General features: G+C 70.8%; 22 protein-coding genes. 20 read left to right on the plus strand and 2 right to left on the minus strand.

The genetic code is table 11. The annotated features are described in order from the left end of the window. The 16 genes from OHT51_RS13185 (at position 1) to OHT51_RS13260 (ending at position 11,470) form a co-directional block, all read left to right on the plus strand. Positions 1 to 228, plus strand: coding sequence for a hypothetical protein (locus tag OHT51_RS13185; RefSeq protein WP_328879113.1), 228 nt, complete (start codon positions 1 to 3; stop codon positions 226 to 228). Positions 229 to 249: 21 nt separating this feature from the next. Then, the gene (locus OHT51_RS13190; RefSeq protein WP_328879114.1) at positions 250 to 771 is read left to right on the plus strand and encodes a hypothetical protein; all 522 of its coding nucleotides are present in this window, start codon (positions 250 to 252) and stop codon (positions 769 to 771) included. 32 nt (positions 772 to 803) lie between these two features. Further along, positions 804 to 1,301 (plus strand): hypothetical protein, encoded by a 498-nt coding sequence (locus OHT51_RS13195; protein WP_328879115.1) that lies wholly within the window; start codon positions 804 to 806, stop codon positions 1,299 to 1,301. A gap of 19 nt (positions 1,302 to 1,320) precedes the next feature. Continuing rightward, a complete protein-coding gene (locus tag OHT51_RS13200) occupies positions 1,321 to 2,025 on the plus strand; it encodes a hypothetical protein (RefSeq protein ID WP_328879116.1) in 705 nt (234 codons plus the stop codon). Between the two features lie 127 nt (positions 2,026 to 2,152). Beyond that, entirely contained in the window at positions 2,153 to 3,946 is a 1,794-nt protein-coding gene (locus OHT51_RS13205) for a type IV secretory system conjugative DNA transfer family protein (RefSeq protein ID WP_328879117.1), read from the plus strand. A gap of 102 nt (positions 3,947 to 4,048) precedes the next feature. Next, complete coding sequence (locus OHT51_RS13210; protein WP_328879118.1) at positions 4,049 to 4,285, plus strand: hypothetical protein; 237 nt, start codon at positions 4,049 to 4,051, stop codon at positions 4,283 to 4,285. After that, complete coding sequence (locus OHT51_RS13215; protein ID WP_328879119.1) at positions 4,282 to 5,466, plus strand: DnaB-like helicase N-terminal domain-containing protein; 1,185 nt, start codon at positions 4,282 to 4,284, stop codon at positions 5,464 to 5,466. Before OHT51_RS13210 ends, OHT51_RS13215 begins: the two co-directional genes overlap by 4 nt. Beyond that, complete coding sequence (locus OHT51_RS13220; protein ID WP_328879120.1) at positions 5,463 to 6,065, plus strand: hypothetical protein; 603 nt, start codon at positions 5,463 to 5,465, stop codon at positions 6,063 to 6,065. The genes OHT51_RS13215 and OHT51_RS13220 overlap by 4 nt, the downstream gene beginning before the upstream one ends. Before the next feature lie 16 nt (positions 6,066 to 6,081). Then, positions 6,082 to 6,345 (plus strand): DNA cytosine methyltransferase, encoded by a 264-nt coding sequence (locus OHT51_RS13225; protein ID WP_328879121.1) that lies wholly within the window; start codon positions 6,082 to 6,084, stop codon positions 6,343 to 6,345. Then, entirely contained in the window at positions 6,338 to 7,261 is a 924-nt protein-coding gene (locus OHT51_RS13230; protein ID WP_328884312.1) for a DNA cytosine methyltransferase, read from the plus strand. Before OHT51_RS13225 ends, OHT51_RS13230 begins: the two co-directional genes overlap by 8 nt. 95 nt (positions 7,262 to 7,356) lie before the next feature. Continuing rightward, positions 7,357 to 7,956, plus strand: a complete 600-nt coding sequence (locus tag OHT51_RS13235) for a DUF4913 domain-containing protein (protein WP_328879122.1) — start codon at positions 7,357 to 7,359, stop codon at positions 7,954 to 7,956. Between the two features lies 1 nt (position 7,957). Next, positions 7,958 to 8,764: a hypothetical protein gene (locus tag OHT51_RS13240; RefSeq protein WP_328879123.1), complete on the plus strand. Its 807-nt coding sequence runs from the start codon at positions 7,958 to 7,960 to the stop codon at positions 8,762 to 8,764. Beyond that, a complete protein-coding gene (locus tag OHT51_RS13245; protein WP_328879124.1) occupies positions 8,761 to 9,246 on the plus strand; it encodes a type II toxin-antitoxin system RelE family toxin in 486 nt (161 codons plus the stop codon). The genes OHT51_RS13240 and OHT51_RS13245 overlap by 4 nt, the downstream gene beginning before the upstream one ends. 177 nt (positions 9,247 to 9,423) lie before the next feature. Next, positions 9,424 to 9,639, plus strand: a complete 216-nt coding sequence (locus OHT51_RS13250) for a hypothetical protein (RefSeq protein ID WP_328879125.1) — start codon at positions 9,424 to 9,426, stop codon at positions 9,637 to 9,639. Between the two features lie 98 nt (positions 9,640 to 9,737). After that, positions 9,738 to 10,592 (plus strand): DUF317 domain-containing protein, encoded by an 855-nt coding sequence (locus tag OHT51_RS13255; RefSeq protein ID WP_328879126.1) that lies wholly within the window; start codon positions 9,738 to 9,740, stop codon positions 10,590 to 10,592. Positions 10,593 to 10,618: 26 nt separating this feature from the next. Next, positions 10,619 to 11,470 (plus strand): DUF317 domain-containing protein, encoded by an 852-nt coding sequence (locus tag OHT51_RS13260; protein ID WP_328879127.1) that lies wholly within the window; start codon positions 10,619 to 10,621, stop codon positions 11,468 to 11,470. Positions 11,471 to 11,612: 142 nt separating this feature from the next. Here the strand turns inward: OHT51_RS13260 and OHT51_RS13265 are convergent, their stop codons facing one another. Next, complete coding sequence (locus tag OHT51_RS13265; RefSeq protein ID WP_328879128.1) at positions 11,613 to 11,897, minus strand: helix-turn-helix domain-containing protein; 285 nt, start codon at positions 11,895 to 11,897, stop codon at positions 11,613 to 11,615. A gap of 389 nt (positions 11,898 to 12,286) precedes the next feature. On the opposite strand from OHT51_RS13265, the gene OHT51_RS13270 reads away from it, so the two are divergent. Both OHT51_RS13270 and OHT51_RS13275 read left to right on the plus strand, forming a co-directional pair. Further along, positions 12,287 to 12,589, plus strand: a complete 303-nt coding sequence (locus OHT51_RS13270; RefSeq protein ID WP_328879129.1) for a trypco2 family protein — start codon at positions 12,287 to 12,289, stop codon at positions 12,587 to 12,589. A 22-nt stretch (positions 12,590 to 12,611) separates the two neighbouring features. Then, a complete protein-coding gene (locus OHT51_RS13275; protein ID WP_328879130.1) occupies positions 12,612 to 15,293 on the plus strand; it encodes a tetratricopeptide repeat protein in 2,682 nt (893 codons plus the stop codon). A 335-nt stretch (positions 15,294 to 15,628) separates the two neighbouring features. On the opposite strand, the gene OHT51_RS13280 is transcribed toward OHT51_RS13275, so the two are convergent. Next, positions 15,629 to 15,784 carry a hypothetical protein gene (locus tag OHT51_RS13280; protein WP_328879131.1) on the minus strand — a complete coding sequence of 52 codons (156 nt, stop codon included), beginning with the start codon at positions 15,782 to 15,784 and terminating at the stop codon, positions 15,629 to 15,631. 328 nt (positions 15,785 to 16,112) lie between these two features. Between OHT51_RS13280 and OHT51_RS13285 the strand changes: the two genes are divergently transcribed. Beyond that, positions 16,113 to 16,385 carry a DUF317 domain-containing protein gene (locus tag OHT51_RS13285; RefSeq protein ID WP_328879132.1) on the plus strand — a complete coding sequence of 91 codons (273 nt, stop codon included), beginning with the start codon at positions 16,113 to 16,115 and terminating at the stop codon, positions 16,383 to 16,385. A gap of 36 nt (positions 16,386 to 16,421) precedes the next feature. Then, the gene (locus OHT51_RS13290; protein WP_328879133.1) at positions 16,422 to 16,646 is read left to right on the plus strand and encodes a hypothetical protein; all 225 of its coding nucleotides are present in this window, start codon (positions 16,422 to 16,424) and stop codon (positions 16,644 to 16,646) included. The last annotated feature ends 86 nt before the right edge of the window (positions 16,647 to 16,732 follow it).

The following is a 16,732-nucleotide window of genomic DNA, read 5'->3' on the forward strand; positions in this document are numbered from 1 at the left end:
ATGAAACTGCAACTCGAGCCCGACGTCGCCTTCGGTATCCACCCGGACCTCGGTGTGGCCGCTGCCGTGGCGGACGATCACCCGTTCCTCGACGAAGTGCTGCGCAAGCACCACTTCCGCTACAACAACACCCTCGATCTCTACTTCCTGCCCGGCGACACCCCGCACAACATGGCGGTGCGGGCCATGGCCCGCGCCAGCCGCGAGTTCCAGGACGTCGGCCTCTAGGTCGCCGCCGACCCAGGCATAATGCTGCCGCCCCCGATCCCCACGCCGGACGGGGTGCCCGTACGCCAGGCAATGCCCGGACAGTCACTGACCGCCCTGACCGGAGAACTACACGAGCTGCGCCGCTCGGCCGATGTCGCCGACGTCCTTGAACAGATCCTCGACGAACACCACGGCGTCGTCGGCGACCTGGAGGAGTTCATCGACACGGCCGCCGCCTGGTGCGATCGGCTCGACACCGCCAACGGCCGCGAGCTGGGCCAGCACCTGCGCACCATCGCCCACCACGTCGCTTTCCTCGGCGACCAACTCGCCACCGCCCAGCTCGACTTGGCGGTCCTGCCGGACGTGACGCCGGACGACGCCCCGCCCCTGGCCGACGTACCGCTGCTCCCCCGGCACGAGGTCCCGTCCGTCACACACACCGCCCGCGCCCGCGCGGCTCTCGTGTCCTCCCCGAACCGCCCGGCCGCACAGTCCACTTCTCCGGACGAAGCAGCCCATTCGCCAGCTCCCCCATCCAGCCCCCGTCGTACGCGCTGACCTTCCTCTCAATCGCACAAGGAGTCCGGCTCATGGCCGTCAAGAAGATCTGGACCATCAACCATGCCTGCGGAGACATCACTCAGGCTGATCTCTCCGACCGTCCGGCCGACCGGCGTGCCGGCTACGCCCGCTGGCTCGCCGAGCGCGACTGCACCGACTGCTGGCGTGCCGCCCAGGGCGAGGACACCGAGTCCAAGGCCGAGTGGCTGGCGAAGAAGCGAGCCGCCGAGCAGGCCGAGGCCGAGGAATGGTCGACGCGGTATCGGATGCCTCCTCTGGAGGGCACCGACCGCGCCATCGCCTGGGGCACGCGCTGCCGCCACCGGCTCATGTCCGCCGCGTACACCGCCCTGGTACTCGAAGGCACCACCAGCGAGGCGGAGTGGGCCGCCATCGAGGACGCCGCGCGGCCCCTGACGCGTGCCGGGTGGTGGCTCGACCAACGCGACGCCGACCCCGCCGACCTGCCCGAGCTGCTGGCAGCCGCCACCGGGGGCGACCGGCCCACCGAGAACCCGCACTTCTGACCCGCCCGCGGAGGCCTCCATGTCCACCACGCCCAAAGTCGTCATCACCCGCGAGCCGACCGGCAACGTCATCGCCGAAGGCGGGGACGAGCTGGCCGTCACCCTTCTCAAGCGCGCCGGCTTCGTCGTCGAGACCACGCCGCGCTCCTTCTGGTACCGCCTGCCCTGGGACATGGGCGAGGAGCGCGAGAACCAGATGGCCAGCCATGCCGCCCGGATGCTCACCGCGGTCGGCTACGAGGTCGAACTCGATCCCGGCCTGGACGTCACCGGGATCACCACGCCCACCGATCCCCTCGGCACGCGCGTCTACGGGCAGCAGATCCTGTCCCTGACCGACCAGCTCAACGGAACCGAGACATACGCGCGAGCAGCCGACCTCATCGAGCACGTCGTAGACCCGGACGACGGCATCCTCATCCGCCTCGGTCAGTTCTTCGAGGCCGCGGCCGTGCAGGCCAACGTTGCCGACACCGATGACGGCTGGGCCCTGTCCCACCTCTGCGAGGACGCCGCCGCCACGCTCACCTCTCTCGCCGAGGACGTGCGCGACGCCGGCCACCAGATGCTGAGGCTCGAACCGCCCCCGAAGCGGCGCTGGCAGGAAGGCGTCGCCAGCTACTACGCGACGGCCCCGCGCCCGCGCACCGGAGCCACGCCCGCGGCCTCCGAGGAGCCCTCCGTCACGCCGCCCAACACGCCCCGGCCGGGCCGGGCTCGCTGACCGCTCCCCCACCGCTCCGTCCAACTCCCCTGCTCACCGCGACAACCGCCAGGAGCCCGCTCGTGATCACCAGAGCCATTCGCCGCCCCGCCGCCACCCGTAGGTCCGCACCCTTCTGGATCCCGCCTTGCCATCTCCGCGTACCAGCACGCCCTCGACCACCACCGGCACCGACTTCCTCCTGTACCTCCTGATCGGCATCGCCGCTCTCGGCATGGCGGGAGGCTCGCTGTCCTGGCTGTTCGGCAATCTCGCCAACGCCACGGTCGGCTCCGATCCGTGGGCCGCCTTCCGGCCGACCGACGCGCTCCTGCACCCCGAACGCGTCTGGCCGCATCTCGCACAGCCCGCCGTCCTCACCGGCTGCTACCTGCTGCCCGCCGCCACGCTCATCACGGCAGCTGTCCTCGGCGGCCGGCTGTGGCTGCGCTTCCGCCGGAACCCGAACGGGCTGGCCGATCAGCGGGACCTGGCCGACCTGCTGCCCAAGAAGATCGCCGCGAAGGCCATCGACCTGCGGCCCAGCCTGAAGGGCACCCAGCCCAAGGCCGTCGCCCCGGACGACCGCGGCGTACTGCTGGGCACGCTGAAGCCGGGAGCCACCGAGGTCCGCTCCTCCTGGGAGGACGTGCTCCTCGCGATCATGGCGCCCCGCTCCGGGAAGACCTCGGGACTGGCGATCCCCGCGATCCTGCGCGCCCCCGGCCCGGTGCTGCTGACCTCGAACAAGGCGGCCCGCGATGCCTTCACGGCGACCCTCGACGAGCGCTCCCGCGTGGGCACGGTGTGGACGCTGGACCCGCAGCAGATCGCCCACGCCCCACAGACCATGTGGTGGGACATCCTCGCCGACGCCCACGATCTCGCCGGGGCCCGACGGCTGGCCGGGCACTTCGTGACCGCCTCGGTGGACGAGTCCAGCGCGGGCGACTTCTGGTCCACCGCCGCCGCCAACACCCTCACCGCGCTGTTCCTCGCCGCGGCCCGCGACCATCGGCCGATCACCGACGTGCTGGCCTGGCTCGCCTCTCCCGCCGATCGCACCCCCATCGACCTCCTGCAGGACGCCGGCCTCGAGGCTGTCGCCGCCCAGCTCCAGGGCACCGTGGCCGGAGCCGTTGAGACCCGCGACGGCATCTTCGAGACCGCCCGGCAGTACGCCAGCTGCCTCCTCGACCCGGGCATCGCCGCCTGGGTCACCCCGCCCAACGGCCTGGAAAAGGTGAGGGAGTTCAAGCCGGAGGCGTTCGCGACCAGCAAGGACACCCTGTTCCTGCTGTCGAAGGACGGCGGCGGCTCCGCCTCGGCGATCATCGCCGCAGCCGCCGACGCGGTGATGCGCGCGGCCGTCATCCAGGCCGAACGCGACGGCGGACGCCTCGACGCGCCACTGCTCGCGATCCTCGACGAGGCCGCCAACGTCTGCAAGATCGCGGACCTTCCGGACCTCTACTCCCACCTCGGCTCCCGCGGCGTCATCCCGATCACGATCCTGCAGTCCTACCGCCAGGGCGTACGGGTCTGGGGCGAGGCCGGCATGGACGCCCTGTGGTCCGCCGCGACGATCAAGCTGGTCGGCTCCGGCATCGACGACGCCGACTTCGCGGACAAACTCTCCCGCCTCGTCGGCGACCACGACGTACGCACCGTCTCCGTGTCCACCAGCGAGTCGGGCAAGTCCACGTCGGTGTCGATGCGTCAGGAGCGGGTGCTGCCGGCCGACGCGATCCGGGCCCTGCCCAAGGGCTCCGCACTGCTGCTGGCCACCGGGGTCCGCCCCGCGCTCCTGGACCTCAAGCCCTGGTATCGCGAGCCAGACGCCGACCGGCTCGGCGCCGCTTCCGCCCAGGCGACCGCGGCCATCACAGAGCGCGCGCTGGCCAAGCAGCTGCACCGCGACGACTTCGGCCCGGCGGCATGACCGCCCCGGCCTGGCACGACGCGCGCACGAGACGCGGACATACGGCCCATCGCATCCCTGAGCCGCGGCTCGCCCTCCCCTTGCTCTTCTTGAGGTGCCCCTGTGTCCCACCCCGTACCAACCTGGGCTTCCATCCGCCCGTCCGAGCGGCTTGCCGGCACTCCCGCCGTACACCACGACGGCCACTGGTGGCTGGTCGCGCCGACGGGCACCGTGCCCGCCTCGGACCCGGCCTTCACCGGCGAACTGGACTGCTTCGCCGCCGACATGGCCGCCGCCGACCGCGCCGTCGCGAACCTGCGCACCGAGCGCACGGCCGCAGGTGAGGACCAGTGGTGACGCCGCTCATCCAAGTCGAGCAGGCCGTCCTGGGCTCGGTCTTCCTCGACCCCGGCCAGCTCGACCATCTCTCGTCCTGGCTGCGGCCCGAACACTTCTACCGTCCGGTGCACGCCGCCCTCTACGCCGCGATGGTCAAGCTCCGGGCCGACAGCCACCCGGCCGCAACGGGGAAGAGCGGAGACCCCATCCCGCTGTCCTGGGTGACGGACACCGTGCAGGAGGCCAGCACCCGGACCCGTGGGCTCACCGCGTCGTACGCCCATTCCTTGATTTCTGCATGCCCGCGCGCCACCCATGCCCCCGTCTACGGGCGGATGGTCCTGGAGGGCGCCATCCATCGCAGCGTCACCCAGCACGCCATCCGCCTTCACCAGGCCGCGCGTGCCGACGCGGTCCGCGGTGGGGTCGAGGAGACGGTCCACCACGCCCAGGTCCTGGCCGATGTACTCGCTGATCTCGCCCACCGGTGGGGCACCGAGCCACGGCCGGTGCAGCCCCCGTCGCCGAACACGTCACCCTCCCCGCAGGCGCAGCCCGTCGACGAACAGGTTCTCGCCGATGAGGAGCTTCTTCTCGGCTGTATCAGCGCCCGGCCCGAGCAACTGCTCGACGTTGTCGGCTGGTTGCATCCCGGCGACTTCGCGGACATCGGCCATCAGCAGATCTACCGCGCCCTGGGCGCCTTGCATCACCGCGGCGAGCCCATCGATCAGCTGACCGTGCTGTGGGAAACGCAGCGGCGGGGGGCTCTGTCCGACGGGACGCTCGACGCCGAACGCGTTCTGCGGATCTGCGATCCGCTGTCCCTCTCCGGGGTGGCCGAGTATTTCGGCGAGCAGGTCGTCCAGGCCTCGCTCGTCCGCACAGCCGCGGCCTCCGCCCGTCAGGTGCGCGCGCTGGCCGACGACGAGTCCCTGGCCCCGGGACGGCTGATCGGCTACGCCCTGCACGCCCTGGGCCCGCTCGACGAGGTCCGGCGCCGCCTACGGGCCGCGTCCGGCACTGAGCCCGCACCACCGCGCTCGGGCAGTGTGCCGGCCGTTGCGCCGCCTGAGGCCCGCATCGACGCGGCCCGTTCCCGGAGCCGCCCCCGCGCCACCGCCGCCTCGGCCCCGACGACCACCGCGACCCCGCATGCCCCTGCCCCCGACCGTGCCACCCGCCGGAGCCAGTCATGACAGACCACACCGGCCGCGCCGGCCTGGAGAAGGACGAGCTGTACGCCGTTGCCCGGGAGTTCGACCAACTGCGCGTTCAGATCACCATCCCCCACGCCCCGAGCGATCTCCTCGATCTCGCCACCGCGTCCCGGCAACTGACCACGCTGACAGGGCTGATCAAGGACCTGTCGGACGAGGTCCTGTTCCGGGCCGTCGACGAGGATCCCGGGCTCGACCTCGGGCCGGTCATAAACGCGTACACCTCGGGGGTGGTGCCCGCGGGACGCGCGATGGAGAACTACACCGAGGCGTATGCCCAGTTCGGCTTCCTGCGCCGCTTCGCCGAGGCCCCCGACTCGGCGGATCTGCACGACGCGCGTGCGGCGGCGTTCCGTGTCGTCCAGGAGCGGATGGAGCTCGTACGCGACGATCTCCAAGAGGTGAGCGACACCTTGCGGGGCGCGGCGGACCGGCTGGACGGCACGCCACCGCGCGTGCTTGCGGCGCTGAGCCGATCGGCACGGCCGACGAACTCGATCTACCGCCTGCCCACGGAGCCGCCCGCCCCTGGTCCGGCCCGGCTCGCCTACACTCCGGCGCCCCGCCATGGCCGCTGACCCGACCTCGGTGGCTGTGCCTCCACTGATTGGGAGCCTGTGCTCGGGCTACGGCGGCCTGGACCTCGGCGTCCAGGCCGCCCTCGGAGGCACGCTCGCCTGGCACGCCGAGACCGATCCGGGTGCCGCCCGGATCCTGGCCCGCCACTGGCCCACCGTGCCCAATCTCGGCGACATCACGGCCGTGAACTGGGCCGATGTCCCGGAGGTGTGCGTCGTGACGGCCGGCTTCCCCTGTCAAAGACGTCTCCGTCGCCGGCCGCCGCGCCGGACTGGCTGATGGCACCCGGTCCGGTCTGTGGCACCACGTCGTCCGTGCCATCGAAGCCCTCAACCCCTGCCTGGTGGTGATCGAGAATGTCCGGGGGCTCCTCACCTCGCCCGCCGGTTCCCCTGGCGACGTGGAACTCTGCCCGTGGTGTCTGGGAGACACCACAGGCCAGCCTGCTGTGCGCGCACTCGGTGCCGTACTCGGCTCCCTGGCCGACATCCGGTTCGATGCGCGCTGGTGTGTGCTTCGCGCCTCTGACGTCGGAGCCCCGCACCGCCGAGAGCGGATCTTCCTCGCCGCCTGGCCATCCGGACGGATCACCGTTGCTCAAGACCCCGACCAGCAACCTGGGGGCCAACGGGGGCAGCCAGCACCCGGCGAAACGCAAGCAGGGCGGCCACGGCCCGAACCTGGCGGACGAGATCGAGTGGCTTCTGCCCACCCCGAAGGCCTCCGACGGCACCAAGGGCTCGCCCAACCAGCGTCACGGCAACGGGGACTTGACCCTGCCCTCGGCAGCAGCACGCCTGCGTCCCAGCCCGGATGCCACGCCCACACGAACGACAGGGCAGCGGAAGGGCGCTGCGAGCAGGACCCCGCGCACGCACGCAACGCCGCTGTTCGGGGATCCAGCGCACCAGCAGGACGGGCCGAGATCTGGGGGCCGTACGCCGCCGCGATCACCCGCTGGGAACGCGCAACCCGTCCCGCACCGCGGCCAACCGACAACGCCGGCCGCCTCAGTGCGCGGTTCGTGGAGTGGATGCAAGGCCTCCCTCCCGGCTGGGTGACCAGCACACCCGGACTGGGGCGCCCCGCCCAACTGACCGCTCTGGGCAACGGAGTCGTACCCCAGCAGGCCGCCCGCGCCCTGCAGATCCTGGCTCCGCCCAGGACCGGATGCCGCCATCGCGCGCCGCGCTGACCTGCGCCTTCTACACCCGTTTCCCGGCCGGGCCAAACCCCCGTTTCTCCGGAACCTCGACACCCCACCCACCAGAACCTGCACCAGGGGTAGCCATGTCCGAACCCGCCCACGAGAGCGAGCCGGTGCGCATACCGGACCACGACCTGGACGACCTCGTCGCCACGGTCACCCGGCTCGTCGCCGAGAGCCGCAAGCAGGGCGAGACGCTCGCCCGGCTCACCGACGACCAGCCGTCCGAGGACGACAGCGAACCGGCCGATCCCGTTCACCCTGAAAGCCCGGCATCGGCCTCCGCACCGGCCGAAGCCAATGCCAACGACGGCCCGGCCTCGGTCTTCATCCTGGCGCTCGGCGCCAAGGCGTACGCCGAAGAACTGGCCGCGCTGACCAACTGGGTGCACAACCTGCTCCTGCCGGTCTACGGACGGGAGATCACCACCGGCCGCCCGTGGTGCCGGCAGTGGCAGGAGCACCCCGAGGCCGTGGCCCGGCTGCACGCCCTCTGGCTCGCCTGGCAGCAACTCACCGACGTCCAGGCCGGTCTCACCGGCCCTTCCACCTGGCATCGCGACCATCTCGATCCGGCCCTCCTTCAACTGCGCACCCCAGACGGTCCGTTCGGGGCCTGCACCACCAGTGCGGCCCGCCCCCACCACCGGCTGCTGGCCTCGCCCGAGCCCGCCGGAGTCTGAGATGGCCCACGAGTACGAACCCCCTACGCCGGACTACCGGCTCGACGGCTTCCAAGCCGCCACCGCGCAGATCGAGGACGACTTCTCCTCCGTCACGCTCTCGGACGACCTGTTCGTCCCCTTCTCCGAACACCACAGCGCCGACGGCCGCGACAGCTACCTGCTGCTGTACGACCGGTCCGCGATCTGGGACATCCCCGGGACGGCGGAGTACGTCACCCTGCACATCACACGCGACATCGAGCAGCGCACATTCGACTTCGCGTCCGAGCGCCACCCGGTCGTTCCGCTGGCGCAGCACTGGCTGATCGGCCGGGGCTGCCCGCAGGAAGCCGCCGAGCGATCCCCCTACCACGGGCCCCGCCCGGCCGACGCGGTCACGGCCCGGCTTGAGGACCTGCTCCGGACCAACCCCGGCAACCGGTACGAGGTCCTCGACCACTACACCGACAACCCGTGCTCCTTCGACGTCGGCGTCGAGGTCCGCACCCTCGTCTACGACAGCCACCCCGACTCGGCGGATGCGCCGTATCGGCTCTTCCTCGAAGAGACGACCAAAGACATGCACACCTACACCGTGCGGGAGGGTGTCTTCGCCAGCGCCGAGGAAGCGGACACGTGGGTCGTGGAGCGGGACTCGCCGCTCCCCCTGGCGCCTGCCCCTCCGGGCGCCTTCGGCCGCCGGGCGGCAGCCGCCCGCGCTCGCTCCACGATCAGCGGCAACGGCCTCGCCGTGGCTCCCGCGCCCGTCTCCCCACAGCGATCAGCGGAACCTGCTCCGACGCGCTCCCGCAGGAGCACGGGATGAGCCGGGCACGGTACGCCTTCGCCGCCCACCCCGAGGCACTGGCCGACCTGCGCGCCGTCCCGGAAAATATCCGTGACCTGGCCCTGCTCGAACTGCAGCACCTGGTCCACGGCAACGAACGCGGCGCCGCCCTCCAGCGCGAACTGGCCGGCTGCCACAAGGTCTACGTCGACCCAGAGACCCGCTGGCGCCTGGTCATCCAGTACCGGGACGCTCCCGCCTCCTCCCAGCACAAACGGGAGATCTACCTGCTCGCGGTCGGTGAGCGCCAGGACCATGCCGCCTACCGCGCCGCCGCCCTTCGGCTGGAGCGCGAACGGGCGGCCACCGCCGCATCCCCGCACGACCGGCGCGCCCAAGCCGCTACGGCCCGCTCTCCTCGCCACCGCAGCGGGGGACCGGTCACCGGTAACCAGCAGCCTGCGGCAACGAGCACCGCCACGAACCGCACCACGTCGGAACGCGCCGCGCGGTCCCGCTGACGGGCTCAACCACCCTTCGGAGAACCCCACCGTGCCCAGCCTCTCCCCCTCACCCACCCGTCACACCGATACCGCATCACGCAGCTTCAGACCGACCAGCTCATCACCCGCACGAGCCCCTTCTCCGGCCGAGGCTCCGAGTACACCCTGACGTCCGCGGCCCGCGGGCTCACGCCCGTGTACGCCGAACTCGCCGAGTTCGCCCGCAAGGCACAACCAGCAGCAACTCGCCCGGACCAGCACGGTGCGACAGCTCAGCAGGCCGCACGAGCGAGCGCGGCCGTACGCCGCAGCCCTGCGGCTGCTTCCGAGCTGTTCTCGCACGTGTCCGCCCCCGAGCCGCGCGTCCCGGCGTACGTCACCGCACTCTCCCACCCGTCCCGAACCAGGTGACCCAAGTGCCCGCATCCAGATTCCGCAGCGCGACCACACCCGCATGCCCCAACACGAGCCGCTCAGCCGCCCGTGCCCCGCCGCCCGAAGGCCCTCTCATGCCCAGCCCGGATCCCCTCGCCCTCGACCCGATCTCGGATGTCCTGGTCAGCCCCGGCTACCTCGCCGGTCCTGGCGACAGCCGCAGCATCTTCAGCGCGCTTGATATTGCCCCCGGTTGGACCAAGGCCATCGCCTTCGGTACCGACACCTACTACACCAGTCCGTGCCAGCGCGTACGCGTCGCCAACGCCGTGGAGAGCTTCTACGGCGGGTGGACCATCTCCTACGCCGAGGACCCGCTCGGCGTCCCCGACTGGATCACCACGTTCGACCGGAACACGCCCCACGAGATCGTGGCCGCGTTCACCAAGACCCTCGTCGACGGACTGCACAACAACTTCGCGGACTACCTCAGCGGCGGCCGGCACTACACGGGCATCAGCCCCGCCTCCCTGACCGCGCAGCACCGGTGGGAGCCAGTGCAGGGCTCCCGGCCGTTCCGCACGGTCTCCCCCGACGGCCACGCCGCCTATCAGATGCGCGTCGGCTGGCTCCACGAGTACGACGAGCTGCTCACGCCCGAGAAGTCGACGTGGCGCATGTCCGCCGGCACCGACCCCGTGTACACACCGAGCTGGCAGGCCTTCTTCAGCCGGTACACCCCGCAGCACCTCATCGCGGCTTCCACCGCCGTGTTCACGGACCCCACCCCCGTGCCGCGCGCCCTGGGCCACATCCCCAACCGCCACCGTTCACTGGTCTCGGTCACCCCCGTGGACACGACCAAGCCCGACCCGCGGGCGGCAGCGGCGCTCGCCCGTAGCACCCGAGCCCAGGCGATACACGCACCTCCGCCTCTGGCCCCGCCGACCCCGCTCGCCATGCACGCCGGCTCCCGACGGCAGCGCTAACCCTCACCTCAGCCTGGAGTCCCACCGTGCCGACCATCGCCCCCGACGGGGACCTGTACGTCTCCCCGCTCTACCTCGCCGGCTGCACCGTCACCGGTGACCCCGCCCTTGCCCCCCTCCTCGACCACGGCTTTGCCCTCCACGATGACGAGCTGGCGAACGTCTACGTCTCCTCCCCACAACGCCACATCCGCCTCGGCTATCTGCCCGAGGGGCCGGACAACACGCTGTGGAAAGTCGCCGTCCACGCCGACCCCTTCGGCCCTCCGCATTGGATGCCCACCTTCGACACACCCACCCCTACAGAGCTGGTGACCGCCTTCACCACCGCCCTCGCCACCAGCTACACGAAGGGACCGGACACGTACCTGTCCGGTACGGCCCATCCGAACGACCAAGCCCTGCGACCTCTGACGCAAGCTGGGTGGACCCGCACGGACACGTGGGCCGCGACACTCTTCACCGCCCCCGACCAACTCGCCGGGCTCACCTACTCGCGCCAGCTCCCCAGCTCGCAGGCTGAGCTGCACTTCGACACGCACCGATGGCTCCTGTGGGGCGGCCAGGACGGCTACAGCTCACGCTGGTACGCCTCCTTCACCTCCCGCACGCCCATCCACCTGATCGCGGCAACCACCGCGCGCCTTGCGGACCCCGCGCCGGTGCTCCGGTACGCGCCCGAGGTCCCCTCCCGAAACCGCGGCGCCGCCCACATCACTCCAGTCACACCGCCGGTACCGACCCCACTCGATGTACGCCGAGCCTCGGCCGCCCGTGCGCGCACCACCATTCCTCGGGCCGTCGTGCGTGCCCCCACGGTGGCGACAGCATCCGGTCCCAGCGCCGTCCTTCCGGGCCGCACCTTCCGGCGTCGATGACCGACGTACCCCACAGGGCGAAGCCATGTGGCCGGTAAGGCACTCGACGGTCCGATCAGCCCCGCTGGCAGACACTCAGTCCGAGGCCATGGCCGTCACCGTCGAGTTCGGCCACCACATGCGAGGCAAGTTCGTCGCCCAGTCAGGCGCCTTCGAGCAAACGCACCAGCGAAGCAGTGATCACGCGATGGCGGCCTCCGAGGGGTACGAGCTTGACCGGCGCCTCACCTCGCCTGATCAGTTCGTGGAGGTGGCTCTTTGAGACGCCGAGCGCGGTCGCGGCCTTGGGGACGCTCACCGTAGCGGGCCAGGAGCGGATCTCATCGAGTGTCGGGCCGTCATTGGACATCGAGCGAACTCCCTCGGCATCACTCGCGGTGACTGGCGTTTTAGCGGTTGCCCGTTCGGCTGTGACGTCCTTAGTCATCAGTTCTCCCGTCTCACGTACACGGCCTACTGCATCGGCATATAGGGGCTCAGACAAGGCACCCAGGCGATGTGCGAATTACGCGTTTGGAGCGGGCCAGAGGCACCCGGCGCCTCTCCGCGCCTGCCGCGATAGTGGCCTGTGCCTCAAGTGCGCTGAAGAAGTCCAGCAAGGTTCGGCGGAAGAAGGCGCCCCTGATGGCAGATGTGTTCGCTCTACCACGGCACGCGGCGCACCGCGGGCTTTCCCGGGATTCTCGCGTAACCCGCCGTCTGCCCGGGAATACTCGTTCCGCACGGCGGGAGACCCTTCTCCGCCCCGCGACCCGCGTCCGTCGCGGCGGACGCCAGGCGCCGTGCCGACGCGGAACACGGACACGGGGGATCACAGTGGGGAACCTTGGGCTTGCCGAGACCATCGCCGCCTTGCGGGAGGAACTGGCCGAAGCTGTCGCCGCCGGCTCGGACGCGGACTTCCGCTTCGGTGTCGGCGAGGTGCAGCTGGAGCTGAGCGTCGGAGTAACACACCAGGCGACGGGCACGGGCCGCGCCAAGTTCTGGGTGTTGGAACTCGGTGGCGACGGCCAGTACCGCCGGGAGGAGATCCAGCGGGTCCTGGTCACGCTGGAGGGGCCGACCGACCGTACGGGACGGCCGGTGCGCGTCACGCGCGACTCCCTCGCCAAGCCTTGACCGGGACACCTGGACGACCGAGGTGACCGCCCCCATCGAGCGCGCGGTGGAAGTCCTCCGCAGACGCCGGACGGGCCCCTGGAGCGTGGGCTCCGGGTGTCTCGTCGGCGGCCGACTGGTCCTCACCGCCGCGCACAACGTCTTCACCGACGGCTCCGTGGACGACGTGATCAGCGTACGGCGCGGGGACCGGTTCGAGCTGGCGGCTGAGGTCCTCGCCGCGGACCCCGCGCAGGACCTCGCCGTCCTGCGGGTCGCCGACCACCCCTCCCTCACGGACCTGCCCGCCGTCCGGTACGCCCGGATCGACCGCGGACGGACCGCGCTGGTCGAGTGCTGGGCCATGGGCTACCCCGGCTGGAACGAGCACCCGCAGTCCGGCACCGACGTGCCCCTGCGCGACAGTTCCCAGATCAACGGAGTCATCCCACCGGGCTCCCATCTGCGGCGTGGCCTGCTGGAGTTCCGGACCCAGTCGACGCCCGAAGGGACGTCCGGCAGGAACGGCTCACAGTGGCGCGGTATGTCTGGGGCGGTCGTGTTCAGCGACGACCCCCAGTTGGGCGCGCTGGCCGTCGGCGTCGTCAGCGAGCATCACATCCCCGAAGGGTCGTCCACTCTGACTGTGGTACCCCTGACGGGGCTGATCGAGCTGGGGCGGGGGACACCGTGGTGGTGGGACCTGCGGGCGGACAACTGGGTCGCCCTGCCGCGCATCCCCGCCGGCGCCTTGCCGCGTACGACCCGGTACATGAATCTGGGCAGGGCCCGCGCCAACTTCACCGACCGCGAGCGGGCCATCGTGAGGGCGACCGGCCTGCTCGTCGACCAACTCGAGGACAGCGCCCCGGTGGTGGTCCTCCACGGCATGGCGGGCGTCGGCAAGACCGAACTCGCCACCCAGATCGCCCACCGCCTGGCGCCCACCTTCTGGCACGCCCGCATCCGGATCGACCTCGGCGGCGAGGGCTTCGACGTGTCGACCGAGGCGGCCATGATCGAGCTCCTGCAGGCGTTCGGTCTGTCCGGCGACAGCCTTCCTCCCGACGCGCGGGCGCGACGGCAGCGGCTCCAGGACCATCTGCGAGCCGGTCCGAGCCTCCTCGTCCTCGACAACGTGGCTGACGCGGCCCGCGTCGTCCCCCTGCTGCCTGCGGCGCCGGGCAGCGCCGCGATCCTCACCAGCCGCTCGGCCCTGCCATCCGTCCAGGGCGCGGACCGGGTGGAGGTCGAACCGCTGCCCGACACGGAGGCGCTGCGGCTCTTCGAACGCATCATCGGCGCCGAGCGCGTCGCCCGCGAGCGCGACGCCGCGGACACCATCGTTACCCTCCTGGGAGGACTGCCTCTGGCCATCTGCATCACCGGAGGGAACCTCATCGCCCCCTCCCAGCGCAGACGGCCACTGAGCGAGCACGCCGGACTGCTCGCCGACGAACGGCGGCGCATTTCCCAGCTGGAGGGCCAACTGGACGGCGAGGACATCGGAGTACGCAGCAGCTTCGAGATCAGCTACCGGGCACTGCGCGAGGACACCCGCCGGCTGTTCCGGTACCTCGGCCTGCTCGCCGGAGCCGACTTCGTGCCCGCACTGGCCGCGCGCTGCGCCGACATCGAGGAGGAGAAGGCCGGACGTCTCCTCGGCGAACTCGCCGACCGACAACTGGTGGAGGTCGACGGCCCCACCGGCGAACGCTACCAGCTGCACGACCTGCTGCGCCTATACGCCCGGGAGCACGCCGAGCGCACCGAACCGGAGGCCGAGCGGCACCATGCCTTCCAGCGCTCCGCGGACTGGTACGCGACCCGGCTGGACACCTGGATGAACCGCCCGGGAGCCCACGAGAACCTGCCCGCCGAGGCGATCGACTGGTTCACGGAGGAACACCTCAACGTCCAGGCCAATATCCGCCGTGCGTACGAGAGCCACGAGTGGGAGCTGCTGCTGCGTCTGGTGGAGCCGCTGTACGGGCTCCTCTTCTACCGCAGCCAGTGGGAGGAGATGGAGGCCGTCAAGACCATGGCGGTCGAGGCGGCCCGGACGCGGCACGACGAGTCCGCGGAACTGGGGTCGCTCATCCATCTCGCCGAGGCACGGCGCATCCTGGGGCGCCGTGAGGAGACGACGGGGCTGTACGAGCGAGCTCTTGAGATCGCCCGCGCGCGGGGCGACGAGGACAAGGAGGGCTGGATCCTCACTCACTTCGGCGATCTCCAATGCGACCTAGAGCGTCCAGGCGACGCACTGCGCCGCTACACCGAGGCCCGGGCCATCTACCGGCAGCGGGGCGACACGGGCGCCGAAATCTGGCTCTCCGCCCACGTGGCCGACGCCTACCGCCAGTTGGACCGACCAGAGGAGGCGGCACACGTGCTGACGGATGCCCTGGAGGCAAGTCGGCGCCGCGGCGACCCCGCCGAAATCGTCTGGTGCCAGTGGCATCTGGCCCTGGCGTACGACCAGATGGGCCGGTACGCCGAGGCCGAGGAGACCCTCGCGCCGGCCACCGAGTTCCACCGGCACCGCGGCGACCAGGCAGGCCTGGCGACGATGCTGACGATCCTGGGAGACATCCATCTCCACGCCAGCCGGCCTGCCCTCGCCCGGGAGGCGTACGGCGAGGCGCTGGAGCTGGTCCGCTCCCTCGACATCCCGCGGCGGGTGGCAGAACTTGAGGCGGCCATGGAACGTACCTCCGGCTGAGAAGGTGTGTCACAGCCTCTCTCGGCGCGCTGTTACATGCCTAATGATGTGAGGAGCGGGCGGCGAGCTCGGCACCGTGCTGTGCTGCGCGGGGCCTGTCAGAACCCGACTACGAGGGCGGCCGGTACGCCACGTACTGCCGCACCCGAGCCCGGTCGTTGAAGCGGTCAGCGGAGCCTCGGGCCGAGGCGGCGCTGGCTCGCTCCGGCGCGCCGACGACAAAGCCGGCAAGGGACCAGCCGAGCGCCGACGCCACGGCGCACCAGAACACTCCACACAACAGGCCTCGCCCTGCGCGGAGTTAGCCGATGCCGCCCCACTCGCACCGACCTGCCTCACAGGGAACCGTCGGCCTCGGCGTCCACCAGCCGGGCCAGTTCCCCCACGCTCAGCTCGATCCTCCGCCCATCAGCCATCCGGGACCGGCCCAACGAAGCCGCCTCGACGTCGTCGACGGCCTCGTCGTGCGCGCGAATCTCCTCGCTGCTCAAGCCAGCTCCTCCCCTTCTCTCCACCCGGCCCCGCGAACGGCCGCTCCCGCACCAGCTAAGCGGATGACCGTTTCATTCCGCGTTGGACGGACAGCAGTCGTCGCATCCGCGCCCAGTTCGCCCACGGCAGACGCGCACCACGGGCAACGACTGGAGACACCGCCCAAGACCATGTCAACGTACGGGAGCCCGGAAAAACCGCAGGTCAACGAAGGGTTCTCTGTTCGTGACGCTCACCGCCACAACGACGCTCCGGCCTCTCGCAAAACTTCCTCCGCCCGCCCTCGGCGAGCGTGAGTGGCTTCTCGAATGCCACTGCGCCCGACCCGTGACCGACCTTCTCAAGGACCAGGGATGGGACGTCGCCGCCGACTTGGAATGCAACGTCCACTGCTCCAGCCCCGACCGACGCGTGTACGTGGGCTTCCTCCCCGAAAGCCGGGAGGCAGCACGCGGTGAGCTGTGGCACATCCACGTCACGGACAACGACGGCACCAGGGCCTGGCGCCAGACCTTCGGGCCGGATACCCCGGCACAGGCCGTCGCCGGATTCCTCGCCGCTCTGATCGCCCTCCCCACCCGCTACTGCACCTGCGTGTGACACCCGCTCCGCACTCTCACCGCCCAGGAGACTGTCTTGCCCTACGAGATCACCGTTAGCCAACTGGTTCATCAGCTCCAGACCTTCGACCCCGACCTCCCCGTGTGCCTCGCCATCAATCCCGACTGGCCCTACGCCCACCGCATCGGCCACATCGTGGAGATCACCGGATCGAACGGAGCCGTCTACATCGCTGAAAACGGCCAGGAGGGCGTGCTGCCACCCGCCGTCCGCAACCAGCTGGACTGGGCCGACGTATGACGTGCCACCCGCGTACACGGCCCGCTGCGTCGCCGATTAACTCCTCCGACTCCTCGCAACACCTGCTCCTCAGTGATCTGGTCCAT

The organism is Streptomyces sp. NBC_00299 (assembly GCF_036173045.1).
Lineage (GTDB): Bacteria > Actinomycetota > Actinomycetes > Streptomycetales > Streptomycetaceae > Streptomyces > Streptomyces machairae.

Coding starts and splice junctions, on each gene's coding strand:
- OHT51_RS13265 (WP_328879128.1), bottom strand. CDS start 11,897: ATGACTAAGGACGTCACAGCCGAACGGGCAACCGCTAAAACGCCAGTC.
- OHT51_RS13245 (WP_328879124.1), top strand. CDS start 8,761: ATGAGCCGGGCACGGTACGCCTTCGCCGCCCACCCCGAGGCACTGGCC.
- OHT51_RS13195 (WP_328879115.1), top strand. CDS start 804: ATGGCCGTCAAGAAGATCTGGACCATCAACCATGCCTGCGGAGACATC.
- OHT51_RS13200 (WP_328879116.1), top strand. CDS start 1,321: ATGTCCACCACGCCCAAAGTCGTCATCACCCGCGAGCCGACCGGCAAC.
- OHT51_RS13235 (WP_328879122.1), top strand. CDS start 7,357: ATGTCCGAACCCGCCCACGAGAGCGAGCCGGTGCGCATACCGGACCAC.
- OHT51_RS13220 (WP_328879120.1), top strand. CDS start 5,463: ATGACAGACCACACCGGCCGCGCCGGCCTGGAGAAGGACGAGCTGTAC.
- OHT51_RS13190 (WP_328879114.1), top strand. CDS start 250: ATGCTGCCGCCCCCGATCCCCACGCCGGACGGGGTGCCCGTACGCCAG.
- OHT51_RS13255 (WP_328879126.1), top strand. CDS start 9,738: ATGCCCAGCCCGGATCCCCTCGCCCTCGACCCGATCTCGGATGTCCTG.
- OHT51_RS13185 (WP_328879113.1), top strand. CDS start 1: ATGAAACTGCAACTCGAGCCCGACGTCGCCTTCGGTATCCACCCGGAC.
- OHT51_RS13240 (WP_328879123.1), top strand. CDS start 7,958: ATGGCCCACGAGTACGAACCCCCTACGCCGGACTACCGGCTCGACGGC.